The organism is Wolbachia endosymbiont of Atemnus politus (assembly GCF_013309895.1).
The window spans coordinates 1-23,253 of record NZ_JAAXCS010000008.1 but is presented as its reverse complement, the minus strand read 5'-3'; the positions used below and the strand labels follow the sequence as shown (position 1 = coordinate 23,253).

Annotated in this window: 23 protein-coding genes, 1 tRNA gene and 6 pseudogenes; 16 read left to right on the top strand and 14 right to left on the bottom strand. The window is 35.5% G+C overall.

Annotation, left to right across the window (positions count from 1 at the left end; all coding sequences use genetic code 11):
- From HET73_RS01225 to HET73_RS01215, 3 genes are all read right to left on the bottom strand, one after another.
- On the bottom strand, nt 1–772 hold a 772-nt coding region (locus tag HET73_RS01225), incomplete at its 3' end, for an Rpn family recombination-promoting nuclease/putative transposase (protein ID WP_174133901.1).
- 76 nt (nt 773–848) lie between these two features.
- Nucleotides 849–1,001 (bottom strand): hypothetical protein, encoded by a 153-nt coding sequence (locus tag HET73_RS01220; protein WP_174133900.1) that lies wholly within the window; start codon nt 999–1,001, stop codon nt 849–851.
- Between the two features lie 7 nt (nt 1,002–1,008).
- Nucleotides 1,009–1,623, bottom strand: a complete 615-nt coding sequence (locus tag HET73_RS01215) for a GumC domain-containing protein (protein WP_174133899.1) — start codon at nt 1,621–1,623, stop codon at nt 1,009–1,011.
- Between the two features lie 239 nt (nt 1,624–1,862).
- Between HET73_RS01215 and HET73_RS01210 the strand changes: the two genes are divergently transcribed.
- The 13 genes and pseudogenes from HET73_RS01210 to HET73_RS01150 all read left to right on the top strand — a co-directional run bounded on the left by HET73_RS01210 (nt 1,863) and on the right by HET73_RS01150 (nt 12,094).
- Nucleotides 1,863–2,174: a hypothetical protein gene (locus HET73_RS01210; RefSeq protein ID WP_174133898.1), complete on the top strand. Its 312-nt coding sequence runs from the start codon at nt 1,863–1,865 to the stop codon at nt 2,172–2,174.
- 85 nt (nt 2,175–2,259) lie between these two features.
- Nucleotides 2,260–2,799 (top strand): head-tail connector protein, encoded by a 540-nt coding sequence (locus HET73_RS01205; protein ID WP_174133897.1) that lies wholly within the window; start codon nt 2,260–2,262, stop codon nt 2,797–2,799.
- Nucleotides 2,800–2,816: 17 nt separating this feature from the next.
- Complete coding sequence (gp17, locus tag HET73_RS01200) at nt 2,817–3,218, top strand: tail completion protein gp17 (RefSeq protein ID WP_174133400.1); 402 nt, start codon at nt 2,817–2,819, stop codon at nt 3,216–3,218.
- Complete coding sequence (locus tag HET73_RS01195; RefSeq protein WP_174133401.1) at nt 3,193–3,582, top strand: phage tail tube protein; 390 nt, start codon at nt 3,193–3,195, stop codon at nt 3,580–3,582. Before gp17 ends, HET73_RS01195 begins: the two co-directional genes overlap by 26 nt.
- A gap of 46 nt (nt 3,583–3,628) precedes the next feature.
- Nucleotides 3,629–4,363, top strand: coding sequence for a hypothetical protein (locus HET73_RS01190; RefSeq protein WP_174133896.1), 735 nt, complete (start codon nt 3,629–3,631; stop codon nt 4,361–4,363).
- 211 nt (nt 4,364–4,574) lie between these two features.
- Nucleotides 4,575–5,367 (top strand): IS5 family transposase gene (locus tag HET73_RS01185; RefSeq protein ID WP_174133895.1). Its coding sequence is split into 2 segments (ribosomal slippage): nt 4,575–4,838 and nt 4,840–5,367, totalling 792 coding nucleotides; the frame shifts between segments, so codons are not numbered across the junction.
- A 146-nt stretch (nt 5,368–5,513) separates the two neighbouring features.
- Nucleotides 5,514–8,921 (top strand): DNA polymerase III subunit alpha, encoded by a 3,408-nt coding sequence (gene dnaE, locus HET73_RS01180; RefSeq protein WP_174132946.1) that lies wholly within the window; start codon nt 5,514–5,516, stop codon nt 8,919–8,921.
- A 48-nt stretch (nt 8,922–8,969) separates the two neighbouring features.
- Nucleotides 8,970–9,485, top strand: a complete 516-nt coding sequence (locus HET73_RS09785; protein WP_174133894.1) for a hypothetical protein — start codon at nt 8,970–8,972, stop codon at nt 9,483–9,485.
- Nucleotides 9,486–9,506: 21 nt separating this feature from the next.
- Nucleotides 9,507–9,732: pseudogene (gene rpsF / locus HET73_RS01170) on the top strand (30S ribosomal protein S6); the annotation flags it as partial.
- The gene (rpsR, locus tag HET73_RS01165) at nt 9,732–10,007 is read left to right on the top strand and encodes a 30S ribosomal protein S18 (RefSeq protein WP_174132948.1); all 276 of its coding nucleotides are present in this window, start codon (nt 9,732–9,734) and stop codon (nt 10,005–10,007) included. The pseudogene rpsF and the gene rpsR, both read left to right, overlap by 1 nt.
- Before the next feature lie 7 nt (nt 10,008–10,014).
- Complete coding sequence (rplI, locus tag HET73_RS01160; RefSeq protein ID WP_174132949.1) at nt 10,015–10,551, top strand: 50S ribosomal protein L9; 537 nt, start codon at nt 10,015–10,017, stop codon at nt 10,549–10,551.
- A 178-nt stretch (nt 10,552–10,729) separates the two neighbouring features.
- Nucleotides 10,730–12,022 carry an adenylosuccinate lyase gene (purB, locus tag HET73_RS01155; protein ID WP_174132950.1) on the top strand — a complete coding sequence of 431 codons (1,293 nt, stop codon included), beginning with the start codon at nt 10,730–10,732 and terminating at the stop codon, nt 12,020–12,022.
- Nucleotides 12,022–12,094, top strand: a tRNA-Met gene (locus HET73_RS01150). The genes purB and HET73_RS01150 overlap by 1 nt, the downstream gene beginning before the upstream one ends.
- 105 nt (nt 12,095–12,199) lie before the next feature.
- Here HET73_RS01150 and HET73_RS09780 read toward each other — a convergent pair.
- The 7 genes and pseudogenes from HET73_RS09780 to trhO all read right to left on the bottom strand — a co-directional run bounded on the left by HET73_RS09780 (nt 12,200) and on the right by trhO (nt 16,434).
- Nucleotides 12,200–12,442 carry a transposase gene (locus HET73_RS09780; RefSeq protein WP_410543537.1) on the bottom strand — a complete coding sequence of 81 codons (243 nt, stop codon included), beginning with the start codon at nt 12,440–12,442 and terminating at the stop codon, nt 12,200–12,202.
- Nucleotides 12,427–12,639 (bottom strand): transposase, encoded by a 213-nt coding sequence (locus HET73_RS10050; protein ID WP_174133903.1) that lies wholly within the window; start codon nt 12,637–12,639, stop codon nt 12,427–12,429. The genes HET73_RS09780 and HET73_RS10050 overlap by 16 nt, the downstream gene beginning before the upstream one ends.
- A gap of 6 nt (nt 12,640–12,645) precedes the next feature.
- The gene (locus HET73_RS01135) at nt 12,646–12,924 is read right to left on the bottom strand and encodes a transposase (RefSeq protein ID WP_174133893.1); all 279 of its coding nucleotides are present in this window, start codon (nt 12,922–12,924) and stop codon (nt 12,646–12,648) included.
- A 99-nt stretch (nt 12,925–13,023) separates the two neighbouring features.
- Nucleotides 13,024–14,937, bottom strand: a complete 1,914-nt coding sequence (locus HET73_RS01130; protein ID WP_174133902.1) for an ATP-dependent helicase — start codon at nt 14,935–14,937, stop codon at nt 13,024–13,026.
- A gap of 263 nt (nt 14,938–15,200) precedes the next feature.
- Nucleotides 15,201–15,359 carry a hypothetical protein gene (locus HET73_RS01125; RefSeq protein ID WP_174133892.1) on the bottom strand — a complete coding sequence of 53 codons (159 nt, stop codon included), beginning with the start codon at nt 15,357–15,359 and terminating at the stop codon, nt 15,201–15,203.
- 8 nt (nt 15,360–15,367) lie between these two features.
- Nucleotides 15,368–15,544: pseudogene (locus tag HET73_RS09610) on the bottom strand (transposase); the annotation flags it as partial.
- 67 nt (nt 15,545–15,611) lie between these two features.
- Nucleotides 15,612–16,434, bottom strand: a pseudogene (gene trhO, locus HET73_RS01120) (oxygen-dependent tRNA uridine(34) hydroxylase TrhO).
- 121 nt (nt 16,435–16,555) lie between these two features.
- Between trhO and HET73_RS01115 the strand changes: the two are divergent.
- Nucleotides 16,556–18,160, top strand: coding sequence for an ABC transporter permease (locus tag HET73_RS01115; protein ID WP_174133011.1), 1,605 nt, complete (start codon nt 16,556–16,558; stop codon nt 18,158–18,160).
- 8 nt (nt 18,161–18,168) lie between these two features.
- Here HET73_RS01115 and apaG read toward each other — a convergent pair whose 3' ends face one another.
- A complete protein-coding gene (gene apaG, locus HET73_RS01110) occupies nt 18,169–18,573 on the bottom strand; it encodes a Co2+/Mg2+ efflux protein ApaG (protein ID WP_174133010.1) in 405 nt (134 codons plus the stop codon).
- 88 nt (nt 18,574–18,661) lie between these two features.
- Here apaG and HET73_RS01105 point away from each other — a divergent pair, with 88 nt between their 5' ends.
- Together HET73_RS01105 and HET73_RS01100 are read left to right on the top strand one after the other, a co-directional pair.
- Nucleotides 18,662–19,735 carry a 5-(carboxyamino)imidazole ribonucleotide synthase gene (locus tag HET73_RS01105; protein WP_174133009.1) on the top strand — a complete coding sequence of 358 codons (1,074 nt, stop codon included), beginning with the start codon at nt 18,662–18,664 and terminating at the stop codon, nt 19,733–19,735.
- 600 nt (nt 19,736–20,335) lie between these two features.
- Nucleotides 20,336–20,712, top strand: a pseudogene (locus HET73_RS01100) (IS110 family transposase); the annotation flags it as partial.
- A gap of 146 nt (nt 20,713–20,858) precedes the next feature.
- On the opposite strand, the gene ispG reads toward HET73_RS01100, so the two are convergent.
- From ispG to HET73_RS01085, 3 genes and pseudogenes are all read right to left on the bottom strand, one after another.
- Nucleotides 20,859–22,115, bottom strand: coding sequence for a flavodoxin-dependent (E)-4-hydroxy-3-methylbut-2-enyl-diphosphate synthase (gene ispG / locus HET73_RS01095; RefSeq protein WP_174133891.1), 1,257 nt, complete (start codon nt 22,113–22,115; stop codon nt 20,859–20,861).
- A 35-nt stretch (nt 22,116–22,150) separates the two neighbouring features.
- A pseudogene (locus HET73_RS01090) lies at nt 22,151–22,779 on the bottom strand (TRP75-related protein).
- Between the two features lie 263 nt (nt 22,780–23,042).
- Nucleotides 23,043–23,253 (bottom strand): annotated as a pseudogene (locus tag HET73_RS01085) (IS110 family transposase); the annotation flags it as partial.

Sequence of the window (23,253 nt, the reverse complement as noted above, 5' to 3'; positions counted from 1 at the left end):
TACCTTTCTCTTCACCAATTTTGATGCCTTTTTCAGTAGCATCATCAAGTTTTTGAGCGAGGACAGCCTTCTCATCACGAATACGCTTTATTTCTTGTTCATAGGCTATAAATTCTTTTTCTGACCAGTTGAATCTATTTAGCTCTTCATATGCTTTTTTGATTATTACATCACTTCCTATTATTTTTTCCAATTCCTTTTCACTGGTTTCATCTGCATACTTGAAGAAGTAGACCCATTTTTCAACTATATTTGAGAGCTGATCTTCCTTAGTCTTGGGAAATTTTGGCAATTCAATAAATGTAAAATAAAAATCTTTTAAATCATGTTCATTGGTATCTTCATCTCGAATAGTATGCTTTGATTTATACTCAGACTTATCAGGAAATAGAATACAATCTGCTATAGCAATAAAGATAATTTCTTTAAGGTCATGATATTGATCACCTTTATCAGCCTGTCTAGAATATGCTTTAGCTGCATAGTATTGAGCACGTTTCTCAAAGCCTTTGGTTTTAGCGACCTGCATTTCGATTATCACTTGCACCCCATTTTCATCTCTACAGAGAACATCAACAATACTTTGTTTTTTAGAGGCAATTTCAGCATCCATAATGGTACTGAGAAATTCTATTTCTTTTATTTCATTTTTGCCAGTAAAGCCCAAGATATCATTGAGAAAGTGAATTAGGATATCTTTATTCTTTTCAGTACCAAAGATACGCCGAAAGGCTACATCATTTTTAGCATCAAGAAACTTAGAAAAAGCCATAAGAAATTAACTTAAAAATCATTAATAATTATACACTATTATTAACGATTATTCAACTATATTTTTAGCTCTCGTGTTAAGCCACTTTACAGCACGCCCCATTTGCTTTTTGTGGCTCTTGTGTTTCACTCACTTTAGTACTAGGTTTTAACATGTAGCATGTAATACCACCAACTGCAAGTGCAGATGCTACTGCTATACCAACCATTACCCAAATATCTAATCTCACTGTACGTTCAAGTGCAGTAAATGCCTACCAACCCAGCAGCAAGACCCATACCAACAGTAGCGGTGTACCGTGCTCCATTGCCTTGTTTTGGTTGCTGAGTTGTTTTGTTTTTGGCTTCTAGTTCTTTATTTTTCTGCTGTAACGTCGCAACATCAGAATTTTTAGTTTCTAAATCTTTTACTTTAGCTTCTAATGCTGCTTTTTCTTCTGCTAGGTTTCTTACTTGTGTCTCTGCATATGCAGGAAGCTTTCCTGCTAGCTCTTCTATTTCCTTCCGTAACTCGCTTAGTTTTTTTATTTCATCAGTTATTTCTATTGGCTTTTCTAACTCTTTTACTTGAGTGTTGAATTCTTTACTTTTTTCCCGTAACTGCTGAAATGGTTCTTGCGTTTCTTTTATATGTAATAGTTGAAAAAAAGCATCTAGTCCTTGTATTTGAGCTTCATAGTATTCAGCTTCATTCTGTAACCATTTAACAAAAGCATCCTTTGATTGCTTGGCTTTATTCTGTTCAGCTTCTAATTGAGTTTGTAATTCTGTTTTTTCCTTCTCTAACTGCTCAAGATTATTTTCTTTGCCTTTCATAATAAACCTCAATATTATAAAACTATTACATAACACCTTTAAAACCTAAGGTCAAGTAATATTTGTCATGCATAAAAACACATTAAAATCGCCGTATTCGCTCAGTTGTGCTACAGCTAAATTAAGGTTCCAGTGTCACGCGCTGGAATGACAGGAGAAGAGCAGCGCGTGCCTAGTAAACAGTATTTACGCAATAGCATGTTGTAGCATAAATTTTTTACTTTGGTAGTTTTTCATTGTCGTTATAATTATAATAGTAGTTAAGTTGGATAGGTATGAAGGCTTTGACAAAAAACCTTAAAAGTAAGGAAAAAAAGCTAGAGGAATTCAATGAAAAAATTGAAGACATAACAACTGTAGCTCAAGATAAATTTGCGCATGAACTTGAAAATATCGCATACGATAGTGTACAGAAATTTCGCAATTTGCTTGCTAAGGAGTTAAACACCATCTTCAACAATATTCATTCTCAAAACGTCAATTTGCTCAGCCTAGCTGTAAGTTCAAATTTTATCAATAAAAAGGGGAAAACAGCTTTAGTACGTTCTCTCCTTAATGTAGTGGAACAGACAATAAAGAACTTGTAGCACAAAGCATTTATGCCATCAACTTAATGTAAGAAATTTACTGTAATTTATTTACAGCATACGAGATACATAAACAGGAGGTTATATGTCTACTTCGCCAAAAATACGTGTACAACGTAAATCTAAACTTAAATCCTTTCCAGTGACTTTAGAGGAGGTTAAATCTTTTTTACGCATTGAGAATGATCAAGATGATAAGTTGATTTCAGATCTAATTTTTATGGCAACCGACTATGCTGAATGGTATATGGAAAAGTCGCTGGTTAAGCAAACGTGGCAAGTTTCATGTGAAGGTTATATACCTCGTAGACTCTATTTAAGCTATGGACCTGTGAGAGTAATAATATCTGCTGCTGCAACGATATCTAAAAATCAAGAGAAGATGACACCTAAGTATTATTTTAGTGATGTAGGAGAGTACGTTGAATTTTTCAGTTATTTAAATGCAATAAGAGTTGATGTTATGTACGAAGCTGGCTATGACAATGTTCCCGAACAGATAAAACTAGGTATTATGCAGCATGTTTCTGCTCTTTATAAAAATCGCGAATCAGAAGTGAATAGTTATTTGTCTGAAGTAAAAGAGGTGTATTCCCCATTCCGCGAACCAAGGGTTGTTTTGTAAATAAGTGTAAACACAGAATGGAGAAAGTTCAAGCTATAATTGAGTTGTACAATAGCATTTATGCAGCGCTCAAGGCAGACTCTGGTTTAAGAAAACATGTTACTAACATTTATGACTACTTACCTAAAAGGGTCTCTATTCCTTATCTGAGGTTACATGTAGTGAACTATAACAATCTGCATATGCTATCCAATTTTGCTACAAAGGCAAGATTTGCGTGCGATATATATACTTATCATATAGGTAGCATGTTTGCCATTATAAGGCATATCAACTTGGTGCTTAAGAGCATTAAAGGTGAGACTATTTTGGAAAGTAATTGTGCTATGGATCAGCATGATGAAATTTTACATTCAACAATTAATTTTGATATTTTTATAAAAGGAGTGGACAATGAGCAAATTACAGCTAAAAATTAAAGATCATGATAACAATTTTATTGTGCTAAATAATATACGAAACTTAAGGTTTACTTTGCGTAATAACAGAGAAGAGATAAAAGACATTTCTTCTTTTGGCTGGAGAAAAGTACTTGATTGTGCTGGAAGCAGATACATTACGATAAAAATTAATGGAATTCTAGACTCTGTACTCGCTGATGAATTGTTGCGTAATTCTGCTATGCTAAACTCTAATAACGATTATGAAATTAATTTTAATGCTAAGGAAAAGATTAGGCTCAGGTGTTCGGTTGAACTATACGAGAGATATTACGACCCTGCTGCTTTTGACAGCTTCACCGTAATTTTAGCCAGCGCTGAAGTTGTAAACACCTTTCATTAACATTAATTTAATCTTTTATACACAATAGTAAAATTTTAATTAAATTATGAATGACGATTATCTTTTTGAAAACAATAGTGAAGAAAATAACGATGACAGAAGAGAGAGGAGTTTGAAGGATGAAAATCAGCTAGAAGAGCAGCAGAAAGATATAGTTCAAGACTATCTAAAAGCTTTTGAGGACATCTTAACCCAGATTGATGAAGAAATCGATAATTTAGATAGTTATGAAAGGACTATGCAAGTAAAGCGAAGTATAGATAGGCTCATAGAAACCTTGTATAGCCAAGCAGCGTCCGAAGATATTGATGCAGAATTTGAAACCACAAAACACACTCGCAATAAATTAGAATCCAAGAAAAGAGTTATGGAGAAGAGAAAGAAACAAGTGATGGAAGAGATTTTAAGTGGTATCCAACAACAAAAGGAGCTAATGAACGCTAAACGCTTAAATCAGGGCCATGAAGCGGCAAGTGATGGAGATATTCAAAAGGCACGAATGAAGTCTTCAATCAGGGGAGTGTTGTTTTCAGTCATTGCTCATAGGATGGATCCAAAAAGAAGAGCAGGAGAAACTGCTGACGATAATGAAAAACAGGCCCGCATACATGGCAGAGAAGCAGTTGGTGGAGCCTTAGGTGCATTATTAAAAGCGTTTTTAGCTGCAGTTACTGCCGCTGTGCGCGAAATTGCTAAGCCGCTTCAGAAACAAGAGACGTCTTTTTCAAAGCAGGTTGAGGAAAGCAGAAACACAGATTCACAAAAAGGCAGATCTGTGTAGATTTCTTCTCAATATCTTTAAAGTAATAAAGTTAAGAGAAAATACTAACTCTCCAACTAATTTTTTTAAAATTCTATTAAGCTTTCCTCCTTCTTATAACACCTTCCTTGATGGTCTCGTATTTTATCATATCTGGGACCATACATCTAAGAACCTGTTCATAATCTCAAAAAAGAGTAAACTGTGAGATGATGTATATGAATAAGGATATATGAGAAATTTATACCCAAGTGACATAAGTCGAGAACAATTTGAAAAAATCAGACCAATACTGGAGAGTAGCAGGAAGAAAACAAAACCAAGGAAACTTGATTTATATGATGTATTTTGTGGAGTACTGTACGTCCTAAAAAGTGCTTGTCAGTGGAGAATGCTGCCGAAAGATTTTCCAAAATGGCGCAGTTGTTACGACTATTTTAAAAAATGGAGTGAAAAATCAAGCGAAGATACAGAAAGTACTTTGGAACGTGTATTAAAAAAAATTAGTTGGAGAGACACGTATCGGCAATGGTCGGAAAGAAAGAACTAGTTTCTGTATAATTGATGCTCAGAGCGTAAAAAACGCAGATACTGCTGAGAATAAGGGCTATGATGCAGGTAAAAAAATTTCAGGTATAAAGCGCCATATAGCAGTTGATACGCAAGGTTTGCCACATGCAATTTATGTAACAACAGCAGAAGTAACTGACCGTAGCAGTGCTGTGACAATGGTTAAAAATGCTAAAGAAAGTCTCTCTGAAGTTAAAAACGTACTGGTTGATGCAGGCTACACTGGAGAAAATTTTGCAACACAGATAAAAGCAACTATTGGTGCGACTGTTGAGGTGATAAAGCGCAGCGAATTACACACCTTTGCTGTATTGCCGAAAAGATGGGTTGTTGAGAGATCTTTTGCTTGGCTGGAGAAATGCAGGCGATTGTGGAAAAATTGCGAACGGAAACTCAACACCAGTTTACACATGATTGTTCTTGCTTTTGCTGCTTTACTACTGAAAAGATTATGAACAGGTTCTAATACAAATTTTGAGTCATAAATACCCTTAGTGCTACGAGGCTGGCGAAGTTTATTTTCGTGTTGAGATTATTGGATAAGTTTTTGTTCCTCATGAGTAAATTAATGTTATCCTTTTATACTGGTCTAAAGTTTTTTATGTTCATACACTTGCATGTTCACAGTGTTTATTCACTGCTTGAGAGTTCGGTCAAAATTGAGGAGCTAATAGGTCTTTGTTTGCAGAATAAAATGCCGGCAGTTGCAATTACCGATTCAGGTAACTTATTTGGTTCACTCGAATTTGCAGAATATGCGGCAAGTAGGGGAATACAGCTAATAATAGGATGTAACATTATAGTTCGGCACTCAGAACAAAATTTACCTATATTATTGCTCGCAAAAAATGAGCAAGGATACACTAATTTAGTCACTTTGGTGAGTGAGTCTTTTAGAAAGCGCGAAAATAGCAACGATATTCCTTACGTTGATTTTGATGAGTTATTAAATTCAAGTGTAGGTCTGATCGCTTTAACCGGCGGATATGATGGAATATTGGCTCAACTGTTATTGGAACAAGATAAAGAAGCAATTGAAAAACTGCTTTCAGCATTTGATGGTCATTTATATGTTGAATTGCAGCGTCATGGATTAAGTAAGGAGCTGGAACTCGAAGAGACCTTAATAGACTTTGCTTACCAGCATGATGTACCACTGGTTGCAACGAACGATGTGTTTTTTCCAAATAGGTCTGATTATGAAGCTTATGACATATTAACGTGCATATCGGAGGGTAGTTATGCTCTCGAAAATAACAGGAAAAAGCTAACCTCTGAGCATTATTTCAAGTCTGTGGCGGAAATGGAGGAGCTGTTTAGCGATATTCCCGAAGCAATTCATAACACCTCAGTGGTAGCTAGACGATGCTCTTATATGCCAAGAAGTAGGCAGCCTATTTTGCCTAAATTCCCTTGTCGAGAGAATAAAACTGAGAATGAGGAACTGAGAGAGCAGGCAGTTGCAGGATTAGAATTCCGCATTGCACAATCTTCTTCTGTCATTCCAGCGCGTGACCAGGAAAAAAGAAATATGGATCCCAGTGTCAAGCACTGGGATGACACCCATGATGTTAATTTTAAGCAATACTACGATCGGCTAAATTACGAGTTGGGTGTGATAACTTCAATGAATTACTCTGGATATTTTCTGATAGTTTCTGACTTTATTCGCTGGAGTAAAGCAAATGGCATTCCAGTTGGTCCGGGAAGGGGTTCTGGTGCTGGATCAATTGTTGCTTGGGCGCTGCAGATTACAGACCTCGATCCAATAAAATTTGGCTTGATCTTTGAGAGGTTTTTAAATCCTGATCGTATATCGATGCCTGACTTTGATATCGACTTCTGTCAGGAAAAAAGAGACTTGGTTATTGATTATGTTCAGAAGAAGTATGGTTATGTTGCACAAATAATCACTTTCGGAAAATTGCAGGCAAGGGCCGTGCTACGCGACGTTGGGAGGGTGTTGCAAATGCCTTACGCTCAGGTGGACAAAATATCTAAGATGGTTCCATTTAATCCAGTAAACCCTGTAACTCTCTCACAGGCGATAGATTTTGATCAAAATCTGCAGAAAGAACGAGATAGCGATGAAGTGATTGCAAAACTCCTCGATATTTCTCTTAAGCTTGAAGGAATATATCGTCACGTTTCAACTCATGCTGCTGGAATTGTAATATGTGATCAAAAATTAGAAAATTTTGTTCCTGTTTATTACGATCCAAATTCGGCTCTGCCAATCACTCAATACAGCATGAAATATGTGGAAAAAGCTGGACTAATAAAGTTTGATTTTCTCGGACTTGGCACGCTGACGCTGATAGATCATGTATGCCGTTTAGTTAATCGTGATGGGAAAAAAATTGATATTTCTTTGGTTCCTTTGAATGATCAAAGAACCTATGAAATGCTCTCAAAAGGTGATTCAATAGGAGTGTTTCAGCTTGAAAGTTCGGGAATGAGAGAAGCTTTAATTAAGTTAAAACCAGACTGTATTGAAGATATCATTGCCTTAATCTCTCTTTATCGTCCAGGGCCTATGGATAACATTCCAACTTATATTGCAAGAAAACACGGGCTTGAAAAGCCAGATTATATTCATCCGTTACTTGAAGGGGTATTAAAAGAAACATTTGGAGTGATAATCTACCAAGAACAGGTGATGGAAATAGCGCGTATTCTTTCTGGGTATAGCCTTGCAGAAGCAGATCTACTCAGACGTGCTATGGGTAAGAAAATCAAACAAGAGATGGATAAACAACGTGAACTTTTCATTCACGGAGCAACGAAAAATGGCGTTGATTATGACAGAGCGAGTTATATTTTTGACCTTGTCGCAAAATTTGCTGGTTATGGATTTAACAAATCTCACGCAGCCGCATATGCGGTGATATCTTACCAAACAGCTTACCTTAAGGCTAACTATCCGTTGGAGTTTTTCACAGCCTTAATGAATCTAAATATCGATGATAGAGACAAGCTGAATTTATTTTATCATGCTGCAAAGCTTTGTGGAGTTGCTGTCGTTCCACCTGATATAAGCAAGTCTGAGGCTGAATTTTCAATAGAGGGTGAACACATACGCTACGGCATCGCTGCTCTGCGCAATGTTGGTTTCTCTATAGCAGAGGGAATAGTAAACACACGTTCGAACGCCTATAAGGACATATGGGAATTCATTCAAAATTCGGGACATATAATAAACAAAAGAGCACTAGAAAGCCTGATTAAATCTGGAGCGTTTGATAATGTACATCGAAACAGAAAGCAGCTATATGAATCAATAGACACATTGATTTACTTTGCAAATAAAAACAGACAGGATAAGGAATCGAATCAAGCTGTTTTGTTTGGTAATCTTGATGTTCTAAAGCCGAAACTTGAGAATGTGGAAGATTTCAATGAAGAGGAGAAATTAGAACATGAGTTATTTTCACTGGGATTTTACTTAACTAATCATCCGCTTGAAAAATTTAGAACTCTTTTAAAAAAATTAAATATTGGATTTATCGGAGAAAGTAGAACGACAAAAACTGCTGGTGTAATATTAAATGTGCGTATGAGAACCTCAGAGCGTGGAAGGTTTGTTATACTTACACTTTCTGATCCACATAATGTTTCTGAAATAGCATTTTACAACAATGAAATAATAGAAGAGAAAAGAAATCTATTTTCTCCTGGAACATTTGTTATAATCGATCTTGAAACTTCGGAGAATACGACAAGACTAGCGGGAAAAGACATATCTGAATTCACAGAAAGGATTACTTCTGTAATAAGGAGGTTAGTCTTGACTGGGTGTGCGGATTCGCGAAAAGTTGCTATGGAATTAAATTCAATATTAAAAAATGGGGGCAGAACCAAGATAATGTTGGAACTTCTTCTTGAAAAGCATAAGGTAAGCATTTTGTTACCGGATGCGTATTCAATTACCCCTCAAATTGCTTATGAAATATCTAATTTAAGTTGGGTTAAGGATATAGAAATTGATACAAATAGCTTGCTTATATGAAAAAGCTTTATATAATGAAATATTTAATCGGTATTAAAGGAAGACATAGTGAATCTTTATGAATTTACTTTTATAGCACAACAAGGTTTGTTACAGCAAGAAGTAGAAGGGATGGCTCAAGAGCTGGGTGTTTTGTTAAAAAATATTAAGACAGATGTTGTGTTCCAGCAAATCAAAGGTATTCTGGAGCAAGGGAACAACAAGTTTACGAAACAGGAGTTAGAGGTGCGTGCTAAAGACATTCAAGAGGGTTTAGTTGTGTACTCTGATTTCCTAGAAAGCTTCGTAAAAATTTTATGGGTTGAGTTAGAAGGAGATCTTTCAAATTTGAAAGAAGTTAAATTGAAAATTAGCAAAGAGCAGAAGAATGAACCGAAGAGTTTGGGAATAACACAAGATTTTATAAAACTTCCAGAGGACGGTAAGCAAATTTCTAAGAGTGCATTTATTCGCAATGCGGTAAGTACTTTAAAGGAAAACATTTCAGAGCATCTGATGAAGATTTTTCAAGGTCTTGAAGTCACAAACCAAAATCGATTAAGTAAAACATTGGAAATGCTTTAAGAAAATATCAAGGCTTCAGGGTTGATAAAGTATGAGTATTGGGGTCTATTAGATTTCGCATACCCAATAAATAAGATGAAAAGTGGTCATTACTGTATGATGTTCTACTTCAAGCATTATGGACGAATTTGTGCGTAGAATAAGGCTTAATGAGAATGTTATTCGCCACTTATCTGTACGGGTTGATAAGTTTTTTGAAGGTAAATCTCATATGATGAATAAACAAGTTGAGGAGCAAAGAGCATAATGACAAAAAGAAGAAATAATTTTAATGATTCTTATGTATCTGTAAATAATAGGACTGGATTTAGACGTTCTAAAGCTTGTCCTCTTGCTGAATCTGGAAATGAGGACATAGATTATAAAAATACAGATTTATTATCCAGGTTTACGTCTGACTATGGTAGAATATTAACTAGAAGATTAACAGGTGTGAGTGCAAAAAAACAGAGGAAATTGCGTTTAGCAATCATAAGGGCACGGTTTTTGGCTCTTGTTCCTTACTGTACTAAAAAAGTTTAGGTAGTTTATGTTGGTAATTTTAAAAGAAAATATAAGGAATCTTGGCAAATTAGGTGAAATTGTGAAAGTGAAGCCTGGTCATGCACGTAATTTTCTTTTCCCGCAAAAAAAAGCGGTTAAAGCTACTAAGGAAAGTATAGCAAAATTGGAGGAGCAGCGTTCCTTTTTAGAAGAAGAGAATATAAGAAAATTGAATTTGGCAAAAGAGCTAGCAGCATCTCTTACTGGCAAGTTTGTGGTATTGGTAAAACAAGCTTCCGAAGATGGTAAAATTTTTGGTTCTGTAACAACAAGAGAAGTTGCGAAGTCTTTGTTACAAGAATGTGAAGTTGATCACCGTAAAATATCTTTTAATGGAGTAAAGATAAGAAATCTTGGTGAGTATCAAGCGAATATAGAACTTCACAGTGAAGTAGTAGTACCGGTCGCTGTACATGTTGTCAGGTCAGAAACAGATGCACATGAGTTGAGACAGGTAAAATTGCAAAGCCAAAAGTCGCAACAACAAGAGGGTCAGGAGCAAAAAGATACGGACGACAAGTAGCAACATGCTGACGCTGGAATCTAGAGAATCTGGTTATTGTATGTAGTGAGTTACGAACTTGGAAGCATAAAATTTATGTCAAATTATATGATGGGATTACACAGTGAAATTGAATCCCAGTGCCAACCAACCATTAATGAAATTGAGAAGAGATTAGAGACAAAACGGAGGTCATTTAATGATCCCTCGTTATAGTCGTAAAGAGATGTCTGCCATTTGGGAAGAAAATAACAAGTTTAATATATGGCTCAAAATAGAAAAGTTAGTATGCGAGGCTCAAGAAAAGTTGAGAATAATTCCAAGTGGTGTTGCTGGGAAACTTTCCGGTGCTATTGAATTTGATATTGTACGTATTAACGAGATCGAATCCGCTGTAAAACACGATGTTATAGCTTTTTTAACATATATTGCTGAAAAAGTAGGAGTTGATGTTCGTTATCTACACTACGGAATGACAAGTTCCGATGTTTTGGACACATGTCTTGCTGTACAGCTAAGGGAGTCATGTGATATTTTGCTTGAGAATCTAAAAAATTTACTTGCAGCACTGAGAAAAAAAGCTGAGAACTACAAAGATATTGTTTGTGTTGGACGCAGTCATGGGATGCATGCAGAGCCAACAACACTTGGATTAAAGTTTGCCAGGTTTTATGCAGAGTTTAAGCGCGGCTATCAAAGGCTAATCAACGCACAAGGAGAAATTTCAACTTGTAAAATGTCAGGTGCAGTAGGAAATTTTGCAAATGTTGATCCATTTGTTGAAGAATATGTGGCGGAAAAAATGGGACTTATATCTGAAACTGTATCGTCTCAAGTTATCCCTCGTGATAGACACGCCATGTTCTTTTCAGTTTTGGGAGTGATTGCAAGCTCAATGGAAAATGTTGCTGTTGAAATTCGTCATTTGCAAAGAACTGAGATTGGAGAAATTTCTGAATATTTTTCTGTTGGACAAAAGGGAAGCTCTGCTATGCCACACAAGTGTAATCCTATTTTGAGCGAAAATCTGACAGGACTTTCTCGTTTAATGCGCAGTTATGTATTTCCTGCATTAGAAAATGTTGCGTTATGGCATGAGCGAGATATATCACACTCATCTGTGGAAAGATGCATTGCTCCTGATGCTTGTATAGCAATGGATTTCGCTTTAGTGCGATTGACAGATTTGATAGATAAGTTGGTGATTAATAAGGAAAATGTTGAAAGGAATTTAAATTCTTCAAAAGGTTTGATTTTCTCACAGCGTGTATTGCTTGAATTAGTAAATAGTGGTTTAACGAGGGAAGAGGCGTATAAAATCGTTCAGAGCAATGCAATGAAAGTGAAACAAGACAGTAGTGATTTTTTGTCTAAATTGAAACAAGATAAATCCCTACTTGGAGTTATTGACTCTGAAAAACTTGAATCTTTGTTTGATTTGAAGTATTATACAAAACATGTAGATCATATCTATAACAAGGTTTTTAACTAGGCTGAGTAGCTCAGTTGGTAGAGCAGGAGGATCATAATCTCTTGGTGGTGGGTTCAAGTCCCTCCTCAGCCACTCATATGTTCAGTAAAATATTCAGAAGGGGCAGCTATAAATGCGTTCTGTATGTTTGATTCATTATTGGTAATCTAAGAGCATGTCTTCAAACCCAAGAATGAGCTAATTTGTGAAGCATAATATATTAAAGAAGATATTGTTTTTCGAGGTGAGAGGAGAATGCTCGTAATCTTTACTCATGCGCCTAAAATTAGAAAGCCAGGCAAAAGTTCTTTCAACAATCCAACGTTTGGGAATAACTTGAAATCCTGTATCAACTATTTTCTTGAATAAACATCCCGTTTCCAATAAGCATCTGTTTTGTAATTTACCCTTGATCAGCAAAAAACTTACGTAAATTTGCATTTAGCTTGGGCAAAAAGATTTAGAGCACTATCACGATCTTGAATACTTGCACTGTGTACTTCAGCAGCAATTACAAGACCCACAGTATCCACAATAATATGGCGTTTTCTGCCCTTTATTTTCTTTCCAGCATCGTATCCTCTGGATCCCCTTTTTGAGTCGTTTTTACTGACTGGCTGTCTATTATTCCCACTGATGGAGTTTCATTCTATCTCTCTTACTTTTTTAACTAGAAAATCATGAATTTCTTGCCATATTTCACTTTTTTTCAAGCGCGAATTACAACTATACACAGTTTTCCATGGTGGAAAATCTTTAGGCAGTTGTCTCCATTGACATCCTGTTCTCATCATATAGCGGATTGCATTAATAATTGTTCTAATACTATGTTTTCTTGGTCTGCCAGTCTTTTTAGGTTCAAAATATGGCTCTATTATCTTCCATTCTTTGTCACTTATATCGCTTGGATAACTTTTTCGCATATGTATACCTCATTCTTAATCTGCTACTATTTTACCTCATCCTTTCGAGATTTTTAACAGGTTCTTAGACTAAGTTCCGCACTAGCATAGCCTGTTTCATCAGTAGGTGATATTACTTTTAATTATCTCAACATTTTCTCTTGGTAGTTCTTTAATGAACCGTGAAGTATACATTGATTGCCATTGATTATTCATTTCTCTTCTGTCTGCACATGAAATAACCAACCTTTCTTTTGCTCTGGTTATTCCAACATATGCGAGTCTCCTTTCTTCTTCTAAGGCTTTACCGCTTTCATCTTCAAAGGATTTTTGATGCGGCAATAACCCTTCTTCCCAACCAGGTAAAAACACGCATGGAAATTCAAGCCCTTTAGCTGCATGAAGAGTCATAACATATACGGTGTCATCATTATTCATATTATCCACTTCCATCACTAGGCTTATGTGCTCTAAGAAAGTTGTGGCATTATCGAAATTTTTTAAAGATGAGATGAGCTCTTTGACATTTTCTATTCGTGCCAAGCCCGTTACTTCTTCATCTTCAAGCATTTCAATATATCCTGATTGTTTTGCTATAATTTTAACGAATTCATGTAGTGGTTTTACGCTTACTATTTCTCCCCAAGCTTTAATTTTATTTAAAAAATCATTTAGTGAGAGTTTAATCCTTTCAGTTGCTTGATTACTATCAACTAATATTTTTGCTGCTTCAAAGAAAGAAGTTTTGTTATCCTGAGCAACTGTGTATATCTTCTTTAGAGTTGTGGCTCCTATACTTCGTTTTGGCCGGTTTACGATTCTCTCAAAAGCTAAGTCATCGTTATTGTTCGTAACGAGTCTTAAATATGCAATTATATCCCTGACTTCCTGGCGTTCGTAGAATTTTATGCCGCTTATAATCTTGTAAGGAATTGAATATTTTATAAAATACTCTTCTAGAACTCTAGTTTGAAAAGCGGCTCTTACCAGCACTGCAATGTCGCTAAATTTGTACTTATTGAGCTTTAATATCTGTTCACTTATGAATCTTGCTTCGCCTTTCCCGTCCCATAACCTTATTAGATTTACTTTCTCCCCTTCAATGTTTGTTGTCCACAATTTTTTTCCCAAGCGAGTTTTGTTATGGTTGATGACATGTGATGCAGCTGCAAGTATATGGGATGTTGATCTATAATTACATTCTAGTTTGACAGTTTTTGCATTTTTAAAATCATCGGAAAATTTTAAAATGTTCTCAACTTCTGCACCACGCCAGCTGTATATTGACTGGTCGTCATCTCCCACACAGCAAATATTTGAGTGCTCTTTTGCAAGGTATTTTAGCCATAGGTATTGTATCGTATTTGTATCTTGATACTCATCTACCATGATATATTTAAATCTGCTTTGGTAGTAAGAGAGAATTTTGGTCTTTTGATTAAAGAGCTGTATATTATATAGCAGTAAATCACCAAAATCGACAGAGTTAAGGAACTTTAACCTTTCCTGATATTGATGATAGACTTTGAGTGCAGTTACATATATTGGCTTAAATGACTGAGTTTTTTCCACTTCAGATGGCAACAAGCACTTTTCTTTCCATTGCTGAATAATATTCATAATGGTCTTATGTTTTTCTGATAAGTTATCTGGGTTTATTTCATTAATAATGTTTTTTATTACCTGTAATTGATCATCCACACCAATGATTGTAAAATTAGACTTTAAGCCTACAATTTCAGCATGGCGACGTAAAATTTTTGCTGCAATTGCATGGAAGGTGCCAAGCCAAGGTATGTTTGTACCCGTAAGTTCAAATACCCTTGATACCATTTCATTTGCAGCTTTGTTTGTGAATGTGACTGCCAATATCTCATCGGAATTAGCGTAGTTATTTCTAATTATATGCGCTATTCTTGAGGTGATCGTTCTTGTTTTTCCTGTTCCAGCTCCTGCCAATATTAAAACGGGTCCGTCTACGTTAGTTACAGCCAATTGTTGTTCTGAATTTAGCAGTGAAAGATAATCGTTCATTGTAGCCTTACCAAATATAGTCACATAAGTTAACCTTATTGTTTGTGTTATGTAAAGTTTTTGTTGTTTATTTAGAACTTGCTTAAATACTCACTTTTACCCACAATTTTGAGAGATCCTTATGTGAAGCATAACTATGCTCTCCTTAAGAACCTGTCTTGAAAGGAGTTAAGTAGCTAAGCATAGAAGTAATCATATTAAAGAAGATATTGGTTTTTGAAGTAAGAGGAGAATGCTCGTAGTCTTTGCTCATGCGTCTAAAATTAGAAAGCCAATTCTTTCAACAATCCAACGTTTACCTGGAGTCCTGTAACATCAACCACTTTTAAACATCCTGTTTCCAATAAACACCTGTTCTGTAATTTACCTTTGTATCCTTGATCAGCAAAAAACTTACGTAAATTTGCATTTAGCCTGAACAAAAAGATTTATCACAATCTTGAACACTCGCACTGTGTACTTCAGCAGCAATTACAAGACCTACAGTATCTACAATGATATAGCGTTTTCTGCCCTTTATTTTTTTGCCAATATCATATCCTCTGGACCCCCTTTTTGACTGGCTTTCACTATCTATTATTCCTACTGATAGAGTTTCATTCTTACCAACTATCTTTCTTACTTTTGAGAGTTTTGCTATAACCTCAGTTTTAACAATTTTTCTCTACCACGGTTTATAGATGCGATAGAGTCCCTAAAGATTTACAATCAGAACAAACCACTTGGCCACGTGAGACTGATTTCAGCTCATCAGTTGGAACTTGATTTGAGCAGGATATGCATTTTATCGCTTGGGGCAAGTGAGTTATTAATAGCAATTCTGTCATCAAAAACAAAACACTCACCTTCCCAATTACTATTTTTATTACGAGTTTTTTCAAGGTAAGAAAGAATACCACCTTTAAGATGGTACACGTCATTAAATCCAAGATTTTTCATGTATGCTGTAGACTTTTCGCATCTGATCCCACCAGTGCAGTACATAGCTACTTTCAGATCTTTGTTTCCAGAGAAAGACTGTGCCCACTGAGGAAAGTCGCGAAAACATTGAGTGTGTGGATTAATTGCATTTTTAAACTTGCCTAATTTCACTTCGTACTCATTTCGCGTGTCTATTACTAAAATGTCAGGTTGAGAGATAAAGTCATCCCAATGCTCTGGATCGACATATTTACCTCTAAGGGAGATATCAAGATTGTTTACCCCAAGATTTACAATTTCTCTTTTTAACCTCACTTTCATTTTACTAAATGGTTGATATTCTGATGCACTTTCTTTCCAGGTAAGATCTTTCAGTCTGTAATCAGAACGTAGAAAATCAAATGTTTTGTTAATTGCGTTTCTTTCACCGGATATGGTTGCATTAATGCCCTCTTCTGCGAGTAGTATAGTACCCTTTAACTCGACATTGTCGCAGGCAGCTTTTATTTCATCTTTCATATCGTAATAGTTAGAAAGTTCTACAAAATGGTAGAAAGTTGCTATAACAAAGCTCATAATTGTTAACTTATCAACTTAAAGTATAGTATATAGAATTACAAAGATATTCAATAGATCAGCTCTGGATATCTTCAGCTTTTGCATATAACATTTTAATATTAATTGTGAATTTAATTTAATGTTTTTAAGAATATTCAAAAATATATTCTTATTTCTAGTAAGTATATTATTTATCTGTCCTATATTGTCGTTGATATCGATTCTATTTACAGAATCAGCAAGTTATGAGTGGGTAATCAGTACACTTTTTCCTGAATATATATTGAATACATTGATTTTGATGATAGGAGTTGGAAGTATATCTTTTATATTTGGGGTGATACCAGCTTGGCTAACCACGTTTTTTTCATTTCCTGGGAGTAGAATTTTCGAGGTTGCTTTATTTTTCCCAATATCAATTCCTGGGTATATAGTAGCATTTGTCTATGTAAACACGCTAGAGTTTTCAGGTCCAATACAAAGTTTATTAAGAGAAATTTTTCATTGGAATAAAGGTGATTATTGGTTTCCAGAAATCAAATCTTTAGGTGGTGGAATATTGGTGATGGGATTTAGTTTATATCCATACGTTTACATATTAGTCCGCTCAAGTCTAAAAAACGTTAGCAACTCAGTTACTATTGCATCGACACTTGGGTTCTCCTCATTGCAAAGCTTGTTCTCTGTCATAATACCCTCTATACGCCCGTCAATTATAGCTGGGCTATCTTTGGTACTAATGGAAGTAATTACAGATTTTGGCACTCCACAATTTCTTGCAATTGACACTTTTACAACAGGAATATATCGCACCTGGTTTTTACTGCATGATAAATATTCAGCTACTGTTTTAGCAGTTGCGGAGTTGGTCTTTATTGTAACACTAATAACTATTGAAAAAATCTTGCAAAAAAGAGGAATATCTTATTCTGCAATCAATACTAATTCAGATTACCACAACAAGCGGAATATAAGCGGTACTATTCCATTGATCTTTGTTTATAGCATGTGTGTGTTGCCAATATTAATAGGTTTTGTTTTACCAATTATTCCACTCATATATTGGAGTATAGAAAGGGGATTTTTCATATACGAAGCAAGGTTCTATAACATAATAGCAAATAGCATTGGTTTATCATTTATCACTGCACTAATCTCAATTAGCATTGCGATAATGATTGGATATACGGCACGTAAAAACAAGATAATCAACAATATAGCACGTTTCATTTCTTTAGGCTATGCAATCCCAAATGCAATTATTGCAATTAGTATAATAATATTTTTAAGCAAAATATCTTCTTTTGTTACTCAATATATTGTAGAAATAAGCTTGGTAGGCACTATTGGTGCTTTGATTTACTCGTATTTATTTCGTTTTTTTGCTATATCTTTCAAGGCAATAGAGTCTGGACTGAAAAAAACACCAAATGAAATTGAGTGGACCGCATATACTATGGGTCATGGACCTATTTCCACGTGTCTGAATGTCCATATTCCTCTCATTAAAAAGAGTATAATATCAGGATTTTTACTCGTGTTTATGGATACTATCAAGGAGCTTACCGCAACACTTATTATAAGACCATTTAATTTTGAAACTATATCAACTAGGATATATGAACTTGTAAGCGATGAGCGTTATAGAGAAGCTGCCCCATTTTCCTTAATGATAGTTATAATCGGCTTAGTCTCTACAATGATCTTGTTTAAGCTTGATGATGAAAACGAAAAAACTTTTTAATACTAGATCTAATGCGGCTTGACATTTACGTATGGACTATCCAGAGAGAAAGGCGGTATCATAACTTCAAAAGTTTTTGTGCTTTCTTCGTTGAGGAATTCGTACTTACCTTGCATTATTCCAGATGGTGCATTCAAGTATGTTCCGCTTGTGTACTTAAATACTTCTCCAGATTTGATCACAGGTTGCTCTCCAATAACACCAACACCTGCAATTTCATTTACCTTCCCTTTATAATCTATTATTTGCCAATAACGACTTAGTAATTGAATAGTTGATGGGCTTCTATTTTTTATCTTAACATTATACACCCATACATAGCAATTTTCATAAGGGATGGATTGTTCCTCGATATAAACTGGCAGAACTGTAACTTCAACAGAGTTAGTAGTAAGCGTGTATTCTAGTGCCATTATCATAATAGGAAAACAACACCTTAATTATATACTATTTTCGTGGATTCTTCAAGCATATTGTCGTATTCTAATTAGCAGCAATAACATGGATAGATCAGGTATGTTCGGCAAAAGAGTAATAGGAATAATAGGTGGTGGACAATTAGGTAAAATGACTGCTATTGCTGCAACAAAGCTTGGGCAAAAAACACATATTTTTGCCAATGCTAAGGATGATCCAGCTTGCTCTGTTGCTGATGATTTAACGATAGCAGATTTGTCTGATAAAAAGGCACTTGAATCTTTTGCGCGTAGTGTGGATTTAGTTACTATTGAATCTGAAAATATTCCCTGCGACGCAATTGATATTATATCACAGCATGTAGATTTCTATCCTAGTAAAAAAGCATTGCGTATTTCACAAAATAGGCTTAGAGAAAAAGATTTTATTAAGGGTTTAGATATAAAAATCGCTAGTTATAAAGGTATACGAAATTATAGTGATCTATTAGAAAGTGGGCGAACTTTTGGCTATCCAACAAGGCTGAAAACAACAGAAATGGGTTACGATGGAAAAGGACAATATGTGATTGGGAATGATTCCGAAGAGAAACAATTTGCTTCTTTTGATTGGAATATGCAGTGTATTCTTGAAGCAGGCGTTGACTTACTGAAAGAGGTTTCAATAGTTGTTGCAAGAGATAAAAACGGTAAAATGGCTTTTTTTCCTATAGCGGAAAATCACCATGTTGATGGAATACTTGATACTTCAACAGTGCCAGCTAAAATAGACAGTAAGTTAACCCAAGAGATACAACAAGTTGCGGAGAAAATAGCGAATGCACTTGATGTGATAGGAATTCTAGCTATTGAGTTTTTCATTACTAAAAATAATGAGCTGCTAGTTAATGAACTAGCCCCAAGACCTCACAATTCTTGCCACTGGAGCTTGGATGCATGTAACGTTAGTCAATTTGAGCAGCTGGTCAGGGTGATATGCGGGCTACCTATGCAGGAAGTAGTATTACGCTTTCCTTGTATGACAAAAAACATAATAGGTAATAATATATACGATTCTCATAGGTATTTGATCGATAAAAAAGCTAGCTTAACTATATATGGGAAAAAAGAGGCTAGAGATAAGCGTAAAATGGGACATATAAATATAGATTTAAGTTAACACGCCACAACCGCACGACCTTGTGATTTCAAAACGAAAAAACCCCTTGACAACCCCCGCCAATCTCATTATCATGGCAATTAGGGTATTTCTGACTCAAAACTTGTTTTTGATCCGCGCGGATTCAATGACAAAAATTTAGTAAAAAACTTAAGGTATTTATTGGCGGATTATATAAATTATTGGGGCTACATGTCTTTTAAATTTTTTCACATGCAGCCAAAATCGCGCTTAAACTAAGCGTCAGCACATTATTACAGCGCCAAGTTACAGTATTAGAGGGTCAAAACTCGCTACTCGGGGATTCTTTTGCCTTTTTTTTGATTTGGTAAATTTCTTAATGTTTATAGCCACCGTCATCCCGCTACTTGTTAGCGCCGCGGCGGTTGTAAGTTAAAAACGTGATATAAAAGAAACAAGAGGGAAGATAACTCTACTCACTATAGGAATAGAGCTATCACGGGCGTGTGCAACCGACGCGACGTTGGTGTTAACAACCGTTCATATCAAGGTACACTAGCCCCGTCCCTCGATACGTTTGAATAGTTGTGTGGATGCACCCGTTTACAATCTTAAATTAATAAAACTATCGAGGTTATCATGGTTACATCTTATCAAAATTTTATTGGCATTGACATCGGAAAATTCAAGAATGTTGTTGCGGTTCACAAAGAGAAAAATGCTGTCGAATTTGACAATAATACTTCTGGTTGGCAACAATTGTTTCAAAAATTTTCAGATATCTTACCTAATTCTTTAGTAACTTTAGAAAACACAGGAAATTGGTTTGTCGCATTTTCTTATTGACAAACCGTACATCGAGCTAATACCCGCAAAGTAAAAAGTTTCATTTTATCTCACGGAACTTTAGCAAAATCCGATAAATCAGATGCAAGGGCTCTTGCTCAATATGCGCCATAGAACTCTCTCTCCCTACTTCTGAAAAACAATCAACCTTGGTTGCACTTTGTCAACGAATTACGTAACCTTTACAGGGATGACACCTTACTTGGGTGACAAGAAAAGGAGGGAAAGGAGGGCTGGGATGACAGGAAGGGGGTGACACCATTATAAAGTAACATTAGACTGTGGCTTGAAACAAGATTTTCGTGCATCATCGATTTTATGTATAATGCCCCTCCACGTAATTGTCGATAATTATCTTAAATTCTTCAAAAATATTATTACCTTGTAAAGTTTTAAAGTACTTGCCGTCTTTATAGACTGCTGAAACGGGCTTTTCTCCATGTCCAGGCAAACTGATTCCTAAATTTGCGTGTTTACTTTCTCCAGGCCCGTTTACGATACAACCCATAACAGCAATATTCATATGCTCTACACCTGGATTTTTTTTCTTCCAGATCGGCATGCGAGTTTTTATATAATCATTTACTTCTTCAGTCAATATACGAAAACGGTCGCTACTTGTGCGCCCACATCCAGGACATGAGCTAACTTGAGGATTAAAGTGACGCGAGTCTATGGATTGCAATATTTCTTGACACACCGTTACCTCACTAATTCGTGATTCACCAAGGCGTTGAGTTAAAGAAGCACGTATCGTATCTCCAATACCATTTTGTAATAAGTAAGTAAGCCCTGCTGTGGTGTTTATCACGCCTTTGTTGCCCATACCAGCTTCTGTTAAACCCAAGTGCAAAGCATAATTAGAAGATTTTGCAAGCGCCGTGTAAACTGAAATTAAATCTTGCACTTTACTAACTTTACACGAAATGATTATTTTGTCTGAATTGAGACCAATTTCTTCAGCTTTTTTTGCACTACTGAGGGCAGACATTACAAGTGCCTTGCGCAATATAACATCAGAAGATTTTGGATCACTAGATAGAGAGTTTTCATCCATCAGTTTTTGTGCGAGGTACTTATCAAGGCTACCCCAATTTACTCCAATTCTAATCGGAAGGTCATGCGTTATTGCATACTCTATAACCCTTTCAAATTTTTCATCACGTTTGTTGCCAAAGCCTACATTTCCTGGATTTACCCTAATTTTACCTAGCATTTTGATGTTGTCTGGATAATCATGGACTAGTTTATCCAGTTCATATTGCCCGCAACCTACTAATATTTTACCGTCAAAACCTTCTTTGTTTATCTCCTCTACTATATAAGGTATTGCTCTTGCCACTTCTTCTGAATTCAAAGCAATTCGTACCAACTCTGAGCCCGCATGCGCTAGTTCTATTATTTCTTTTGCGTATTGCTTAGCACTGCTTTTTATATTGTCAGAATCTATATGCACACCAAGCGCCATAGATTGTACAACTATAGGATTATTGCCACCTATCTTTACTTGCCCAACTTTTACAATATGAGTCTTATGTCGAGAAGTAGGTAGCAACTCATATATCCACGTCATAATCTACCAGATCTTCATTTAACATGTCATTAAATCTATTCTGCTGTATCAGCTACACTTCCAAATGAATCCGAGCCATTTGGATTAACATTATTGCGATCAGTAATGGAATCATGTGAGCACGTTTTTTTTGATGGCGTGTCCTTTATAGTAACATTTATAGGAGACATTTTTTTCTCTCGTGCTGTAGTAGTCTTTTTTCTCTCTTGTCGTTCACTTTTGTGCTGCCCGCTTTCATATCCTGGAATTGGCCCTTGGTCTATGAATATAGCCCCTTTCAGACGTGCAATATTGACGCCATGCTGGTTCACCATAGCGTCCTCTCCATCTTCAATTATACAGGCTTCTACATCGCTTGGTTCATCACTAAGGATAACAATTTTTTTTTCTTTTAACTTCTTGGCTAGATTTTCTTTGTTTATTGGTTGGCATTAGCCCGACCTTGTAACTTTTTTTTCTTTAGGAGTTCTCTACGCTTCTCATACAGTTTATATGATTCGGCAAAACCCTCATCCTCATAAAAGTCTGCACCGCCAGGATTACCTGGAGGTTTATATTTCTCACTAAGTTTTACTTTGGACTTAGCTTCAGCACTATGCACAGTAAAGAAGCTAGAAACTAAAAACATTAGTATAAAAAAAACTTTAGAAAAAATCCTAAACATATGGTGCTATAGTAAATTTTGTGTTTTTAAAAATAGCAACTAACGAACTTTAAGTAAACCAGAATCTTTACTAACTTTGTAATATTTGATTAACACAAGCAAATTTTCTAAATATGCCTTATCTAACTCTTGCTGCAATTTTATATTAATATATTAGTAAAAGGGTTGACTTTTTAGCTATTCTGATATAGAATTAAATAATAGTTAGTGTGAGGTAAAAATGTCAATATTTGAAAAATGTAAGAGATATTTACTAGGCTCTCCTAAGAAACTCCTTCAATTAACTTATCTTTTTTAACCAGGATGTAACCAAATTCATGGGCTTTTCTACTTAGATTCTTCATAACCCTGTCTTTATAAACCTTCTCATAATAATCAATTCCTTTTTCTACATATTCTTTTCCATATTATAGCATATTTTAGAAAATACATGCCAGTTTCCTTGCTGTAGCAGTAATCGCTTTTGGTATCCAT

Coding starts and splice junctions, on each gene's coding strand:
- HET73_RS01135 (WP_174133893.1), bottom strand. CDS start 12,924: ATGCGAAAAAGTTATCCAAGCGATATAAGTGACAAAGAATGGAAGATA.
- rpsR (WP_174132948.1), top strand. CDS start 9,732: ATGACAAAAAGAAGAAATAATTTTAATGATTCTTATGTATCTGTAAAT.
- HET73_RS01190 (WP_174133896.1), top strand. CDS start 3,629: ATGAATGACGATTATCTTTTTGAAAACAATAGTGAAGAAAATAACGAT.
- dnaE (WP_174132946.1), top strand. CDS start 5,514: ATGTTCATACACTTGCATGTTCACAGTGTTTATTCACTGCTTGAGAGT.
- HET73_RS01105 (WP_174133009.1), top strand. CDS start 18,662: ATGGATAGATCAGGTATGTTCGGCAAAAGAGTAATAGGAATAATAGGT.
- HET73_RS09780 (WP_410543537.1), bottom strand. CDS start 12,442: ATGCAAATTTACGTAAGTTTTTTGCTGATCAAGGGTAAATTACAAAAC.
- HET73_RS01195 (WP_174133401.1), top strand. CDS start 3,193: ATGAGCAAATTACAGCTAAAAATTAAAGATCATGATAACAATTTTATT.
- HET73_RS01205 (WP_174133897.1), top strand. CDS start 2,260: ATGTCTACTTCGCCAAAAATACGTGTACAACGTAAATCTAAACTTAAA.
- HET73_RS01130 (WP_174133902.1), bottom strand. CDS start 14,937: ATGAACGATTATCTTTCACTGCTAAATTCAGAACAACAATTGGCTGTA.
- rplI (WP_174132949.1), top strand. CDS start 10,015: ATGTTGGTAATTTTAAAAGAAAATATAAGGAATCTTGGCAAATTAGGT.
- purB (WP_174132950.1), top strand. CDS start 10,730: ATGATCCCTCGTTATAGTCGTAAAGAGATGTCTGCCATTTGGGAAGAA.
- HET73_RS01210 (WP_174133898.1), top strand. CDS start 1,863: ATGAAGGCTTTGACAAAAAACCTTAAAAGTAAGGAAAAAAAGCTAGAG.
- gp17 (WP_174133400.1), top strand. CDS start 2,817: ATGGAGAAAGTTCAAGCTATAATTGAGTTGTACAATAGCATTTATGCA.
- ispG (WP_174133891.1), bottom strand. CDS start 22,115: ATGACGTGGATATATGAGTTGCTACCTACTTCTCGACATAAGACTCAT.
- apaG (WP_174133010.1), bottom strand. CDS start 18,573: ATGGCACTAGAATACACGCTTACTACTAACTCTGTTGAAGTTACAGTT.
- HET73_RS01115 (WP_174133011.1), top strand. CDS start 16,556: ATGTTTTTAAGAATATTCAAAAATATATTCTTATTTCTAGTAAGTATA.